We start from the raw sequence: 5,606 nt of genomic DNA, 5'->3' as shown, positions 1-5,606 counted from the left end.
CGGCGCGTTCCGGCTGCTGGCGGACAAGGCGTACTCCCATCCCAGTACGCGGGCGCACCTGCGGGCGAAGAAGATCGCTCACACGATTCCCGAACGCAGCGACCAGATCGCACGCCGCAAGGCCAAGGGCTCGGCCGGTGGGCGACCACCGGCCTGCGATGCCGAGCTCTACAAGGACCGCAACACCGTCGAACGCGGGTTCGGCCGGCTCAAGCAGTGGCGCGCTATCGCCACCCGCTACGACAAATACGCCACCACCTACCTCGGCGGTGTCCTCCTCGGCTGCATGATCATCCATCACCGCGTCCGCAGTTAGCAGACACGCTCTAGGCAGTCGGGTTGGGCGAGCCGAGGAGAGCATCCGGGCGGCGGTGGGTCGGGGGCTTCAACCCCGACGTGTCGCGGCGTGGCGGCATCGGCCGGCTTGACCGGCTGTGCGCCGGAGCTGCCGGGACGGGACCGCCGCGGCTGGGGAGCAGGTCGGCCGGGTCCATGCTGATCGACCGGAACTCGCCGTCGACCGCAGCCCGAGCGAGGTCGGGCCGGCGGGTGCGGATGCTCTCCGCGATGGAGTCCACCCGGCAGATGCACGGCGTGCTGGCGGGAGAGCCCAGGTAGTAGCGGGAGGACGCTCCGGCCATCGGGGCCCACGGCCCGCCCATCACCCGCACCAACCGGAGGACGCGGTCGTCCAGGATGGTGACCAGGCCGTCGACGCCGCTGAACAGCGTGTACCGGTAGATGCCGTGGCACAGCGCGAGCATGACCTCAGCACCGGCGGCGCCGCTGCGGTACCTGCGGTCCACGGCCAGGCTCGCCACGTCCCAGACCGGTCGGCCGGAGAGCCCCTCCGCCCGGAGGGTGTCCGGCACGGAGAGGTGCCAGGGCTCGCCTGCCACGTCGATCAGGGTCTTCAGCGCGCCTGCGTCGTCCGGGAGGAGGAGACGGGCCACCCCCAGCGCGGAACCGGCCGCGTCGTCGATCACCGTGATGAAGCGGGACCGGTCGTCGTAGGGGCCGTACTCCTGCTCCATGACGTCCGGCGTGTTGCCGAACGCCTGCAGGAACACCTTCGCCTCGACCTCGCGTGCGGCGTCCCGCTCGGCTGCGGAATGCGCGACGAGCAGCCGGAGGGCCATCTCAGAACGACTTTGCGACGACAGGGCCAGCGGAAAAGAACTCGCGGGTGAACGACACGGCGGTGTCCACGTCGAACGCCTTGCACGTGTACACGTCCACCGAGAAGAACAGCTGTGGCCGCTCCCAGGCATAGAAGTGGGCCCCCGATGTCTCCCAGTGGATCCAGCCGGCCCAGCCGTACAGGTCGGAACGGTGGGTCACCGGCTCGAGGACCTGCACCATGTCGACCTCGCGGGACAGCGCTGAGAGGTAGTGCCGGATCTGCGCGTCGTCGACGGGACGCGCCGGGATTCCTTCGATGACCAGCCGCTGACGGAGGATCTCCGGAGCGAGGTCGTGCCAGTCGTCGGCCTCCTCGTAGCGCGGCTGGCGGTCGGCGCCCCCGGGGGGCGAGGGCGGAGGAGCTCGCTCGTTCGCAGGGACGGCGTCACCCTCTGAGCGTGACGGGACGGCAGCGGAGAGCACCCGCCTGCGGCGCGTGTTGCTCCGTCGACAAGTGATCAAATTCGAGCCTCGTCTTGGCACGCCTGAGATCCCGCGCCTCAGGCCGGGTCGCCGCCGCGGCTGAGCAGAGGGAGCAGTGTCTCGTCGAGCAGCGCAGAGTCGGCGGCGACCAGCCAGCCCAGGAAGTCGTCGAGGGGCATGGGGTGGGCGATCGCGTAGCCCTGCGCGACATCGCACCCGAGCCGCGCGAGCACTGCACTCGTCGCGGCGGTCTCCACGCCCTCGGCCACCAGACTCAACCCGAGGCTGTGCGCGAGGGCGACGGTGTGCTCCACGATGGCCGCGGCCCGCGGGTCCCGGTCGACGTCCGCCGTGAGGGTCCGGTCGAGCTTGAGCTCGTCGGCGGGCAGGTGCCGCAGGTAGGCCAGCGAGCTGTAGCCCGTGCCGTAGTCGTCGATCGACGTCCGGACGCCGAGGCGCCGCAGGTCGGCCAGCACGCTCCGACCCCGATCGGGATCGGCCATGAGGGTGTCCTCGACGAGCTCCAGCGTCAGGGCCCGCGCCGGCAACCCGTGCCTGCGCAACGAAGCTGCGACCTTGTCCGGCAGGTCGAGGTCGGTGACGTTGGCCGCCGAAAGGTTCACCGAGACCGGCACCTGGTGGTCGGGCCACCAGCGGGCGGCTGCCGCGAGTGACAGTTCGATCACCGTGTCGGTGAGCGGTCGCAGCAGCCCCGCCTGCTCGGCGGCGGGCAGCAGGTCGGCCGGTGGGAGCAGCCCCCGGGTGGGGTGGTGCCAGCGGACCAGGGCCTCGGCGCCGACGACATCGCCGTCGCGTAGGCCCATCTGGGGCTGCATGAATACGACGAGCTGGTCGTCGGTCAGCGCGGTCCGCAGTTCCTCCATGGTGCGCAGCCGGCCACCGCCGGCAACGCCCGTGACGGGGTCAGGGACGTGGATGTGCACGCCCCCGCGTGCCCGCTTGGCGGTGTACATCGCGACGTCGGCAGAGTGCAGCAGCTCCTCGACCGTCGTCGCCGGGGCGGGGGTCGTCGAGATGCCGATGCTGACGCCGACGTGCAGCCGGACCTCCGCCACCGTGAAGGGCTGGAGCAGCAGCTCGCGCAGCCGCTCGGCGAGAGCCTGCGCCTCGACGCCACCAGTCCCAGGCAGCAGGACGGCGAACTCGTCGCCGCCGAGCCGTGCGAGGACGTCCTCGCTCCGCAGCGCGTTGCGCAATCGCGGACCCACCTGGCGCAGCAGGTCGTCGCCGGCGCCGTGCCCGAGGCTGTCGTTGACCTCCTTGAACCCGTCGAGGTCGAGCAGGAGCAGGGCAGCCGGCCGGCTGGCGCTGGCCGAGGCGACGATCCGCTGGGCCTGCTCCAGCAGCGCACGCCGGTTGGCCAGGCCGGTGAGCTCGTCGGTACGGGACTCCTCCTTGACCTGGTTGAACCCACGGACCTCACGGAAGGTCACCGCGATGCGTGCGATGCCCGCCAGCACACAGGCGATGGCCAACCAGGCGGAGACGGCGGGCATCGGGTGGGTCCAGCCGGCACCGAGGACGGAGAGGCTGGCAACGATGCAGACCAGCGGCACGGCCAGCAGGCGCCAGCCGATTCGGGAGCCGCCGCTGCGGTCGACCGGCGCGGGGCGGTTCCGCGCCCCCGCTGCGGCTGTCGCGGCCAGGACCACACAGGCCAGCCAGCCGAGCTCGAGTGGGCCGCCGTCGACGTAGCGGTCCTGGACCTTGAGGGCGAACAGGGCGATGTCCGAGGCGCAGACGAAGCACAGGCCCGCGGCCAGCATGAGGAACGTGCGGTCGAGGCGCACCCCCAGGATGGAGCCGACAGCCATGAGCACCGCGAGGAGCAACACGTCCGTGATGGGCCCCACCAGCTCGATGAGACCCACCGCCTGCTGCCCGGGGCCGGGGTAGAGGTAGGGGCCCAGCACGAACGCGACCCCGGCGGACAGGCTGCCGAGGGCGCCGATGATCCCGTCGAGCCACATGCTGGGGTGGAAGCGGGGAACCCGGGCCCGGATCATCACGATGACGGCCAGGTACATGACCAGGTAGCCGGCGAGGGCGAACAGGTCGGCGAGCGGGGACGAGGGTCCGTTGCCGTCGACGCCGGCGGCGAGCACCCGCAGCGCGTTGCCGATCGCGCTCAGCGTCAGTGAGAGGCCCAGTGACGACCAGGCGACGCGCTCGCTCCGCACTCGGACCGCCGCCGCAAAGCAGGCCCCGGCCGCGGCGAGGTAGGGCAGGTTGAAGAGGACGACGTCGTAGGCGCGGTCCCACGCTGCGCCGTCGGGACGTCCGCCGGTGCCGGTGGCGAAGAAGGCCACCAGGACGATCGTCAAGAGCGGCAGGCGCACGGATGACCGCTGCGCGGTCCCCGACTGCTTGCGCTGCTCCATGGTCCCGACATCGGCCTCCGACGACGGCGACCGCACAGGACCCCGTCTGGCCTCACCTGAACGGGTGAGATGCCGGATCAACGACGATCGCGGTGGCCACCCTGCTCGTCGCCCATCATGCTCATCGCGTTCATGGTGCTTGCTTTCGAACAGCGACGTCGGCAGGTTGCTTCTCGCGGACAGTAACTTTCCCGCGTCTCGTGGACCGCTTGTTGGGCGACCAGCCAACCCTGCCCGGTCAGCGCGGTGCCGGCCCATCCGTCGGGGCATCTCCGCGTTGGTAGGTAGCTGAACCGTCACGGGTTCTCTGCCGGCCTCATACGGGCCTCGGCTCCGGTCGGGAGGCGGTGATCTCAACGTAGTTGGCTGCTTCGAACTCGGCCGGTGGGACGTGGCCGAGGGTGGAGTGCAGGCGCGTGGTGTTCCACCACTCCACCCAGGTCGCGGTGGCGAACTCCACGTCGGAGATAGTCTTCAAGGGCCCGTCGTGGAACGCGTCGAACCAGATACCCGACGTCCACGCTCATGATCATGGACTGAGTGTCGTAGGCGTCCCCGACCGATCCGATCGACGGGCCGATGCCTTCCAGGGCCAGGTGCTCGGTGAAGTGCAGCGACGTGTACTGCGGCCCCGCATCCGAGCGATGCACGAGCCTGGCGGACACGGGGTGGCCGTCATGGGCTCGGCGCCAGGTGGCCATTCGCAGGCAGGTCAGCACCAGATCGGTGTGCTTGCTGGGCATCGCATGCCAGCCCACGGTCTTCTGGCTGAAGGCGTCGACAGCGAAGGCGACGTAGACGAACCTGGCCCAGGATCGGACGTAGGTGAAGTCGGCGACGAACAGCCGGTTGGGCGCCGCGGCGGTGAAGTCCCGGTCCACCAGGTCCCCGGCGCGCCTGCCGTCCCTGCCGGGCACTGTCGTGCGCTGGGACTTCGCCCTGACCACGCCGTCCATGCCCAGGTCGGCCATGAGCCGGTCGAAGGTGCAGTGCGCTACCTGCAGGCCTTGGCGGCGGAGGTGGGCGACCATCTTGCGTCGCCCGTACAGCGACTCCGGCTGCCCGGCCGTGGCCCTTCAAGGCGTGGATGATCAGCGCGTCGGACACCACGCGCGCGGCCGGCGGCCGCGCGGATCTCCAGGCCCGGTAGGTCCTCGCGGCGACCTGGCAGCCCTGCTCGCGCAGCACCGCACCGCACCGCCCCGCACAGACCGACTCGACCGCGGAGCCCTTCTCCCTCATCTGATCGATGAACGCGCAGATCAACGGCGGTGCGGGTCGGTAGAAGTCGGCCCGAGGCGCGGTGACGGCCGCGATGACCGTTCCGTTTCCTCGGGCCGCTTCCCGAACCCGGCGTGCACCTTTCAATGCACCGGGCTCTCCACAAGCCCCGGTCAGGCGGCGCAGTGGAGGACCTCATCGGTGGCGAGCCACGGGGCAGGAATCTTCGAACCCCGGTAGCGGTATCGAGTCGTGCTCACCGTCGCGGGGTTGAACAGTTCCATGCCGTTGTCGGCTGGCCACCAGCGGCCGCCGCAGTAGTGGCGGCGCAGTTCCTTCCAGGTGCTGTGGCGGTGTTTGCTCCGCAGCCACCGCCAC

General features: G+C 70.6%; 6 protein-coding genes and 1 pseudogene. 1 reads left to right on the top strand and 6 read right to left on the bottom strand.

Annotated features, from left to right (window positions below):
• The coding region (locus BLW04_RS24520; RefSeq protein ID WP_139306822.1) for a transposase at positions 1-316 on the top strand (316 nt) is incomplete at its 5' end.
• A gap of 10 nt (positions 317-326) precedes the next feature.
• Here the strand turns inward: BLW04_RS24520 and BLW04_RS24515 are convergent.
• The 6 genes and pseudogenes from BLW04_RS24515 to BLW04_RS27850 form a co-directional block, all read right to left on the bottom strand.
• Positions 327-1,139 carry a hypothetical protein gene (locus BLW04_RS24515; RefSeq protein ID WP_091548160.1) on the bottom strand — a complete coding sequence of 271 codons (813 nt, stop codon included), beginning with the start codon at positions 1,137-1,139 and terminating at the stop codon, positions 327-329.
• 1 nt (position 1,140) lies between these two features.
• Positions 1,141-1,605, bottom strand: coding sequence for an S-adenosylmethionine decarboxylase (locus BLW04_RS24510; protein WP_254781971.1), 465 nt, complete (start codon positions 1,603-1,605; stop codon positions 1,141-1,143).
• Between the two features lie 77 nt (positions 1,606-1,682).
• Positions 1,683-3,965: a putative bifunctional diguanylate cyclase/phosphodiesterase gene (locus tag BLW04_RS24505; RefSeq protein ID WP_254781969.1), complete on the bottom strand. Its 2,283-nt coding sequence runs from the start codon at positions 3,963-3,965 to the stop codon at positions 1,683-1,685.
• A gap of 358 nt (positions 3,966-4,323) precedes the next feature.
• Positions 4,324-4,467 (bottom strand): hypothetical protein, encoded by a 144-nt coding sequence (locus BLW04_RS29940; RefSeq protein ID WP_371327825.1) that lies wholly within the window; start codon positions 4,465-4,467, stop codon positions 4,324-4,326.
• A 103-nt stretch (positions 4,468-4,570) separates the two neighbouring features.
• Positions 4,571-5,056: pseudogene (locus tag BLW04_RS29935) on the bottom strand (transposase); the annotation flags it as partial.
• Positions 5,057-5,401: 345 nt separating this feature from the next.
• On the bottom strand, positions 5,402-5,606 hold a 205-nt coding region (locus tag BLW04_RS27850; protein ID WP_217631256.1), incomplete at its 5' end, for a hypothetical protein.

Origin of the sequence: Modestobacter sp. DSM 44400, from assembly GCF_900107175.1 — a bacterium.
GTDB lineage: Bacteria > Actinomycetota > Actinomycetes > Mycobacteriales > Geodermatophilaceae > Modestobacter.
The sequence above is the reverse complement of the archived record's forward strand: the minus strand, read 5'-3'. Positions and strand labels throughout refer to the sequence as shown.

Bases quoted from the DNA above. Each gene is read 5' to 3' on its own strand.
- BLW04_RS24515 (WP_091548160.1), bottom strand. From the start codon at position 1,139: ATGGCCCTCCGGCTGCTCGTCGCGCATTCCGCAGCCGAGCGGGACGCC.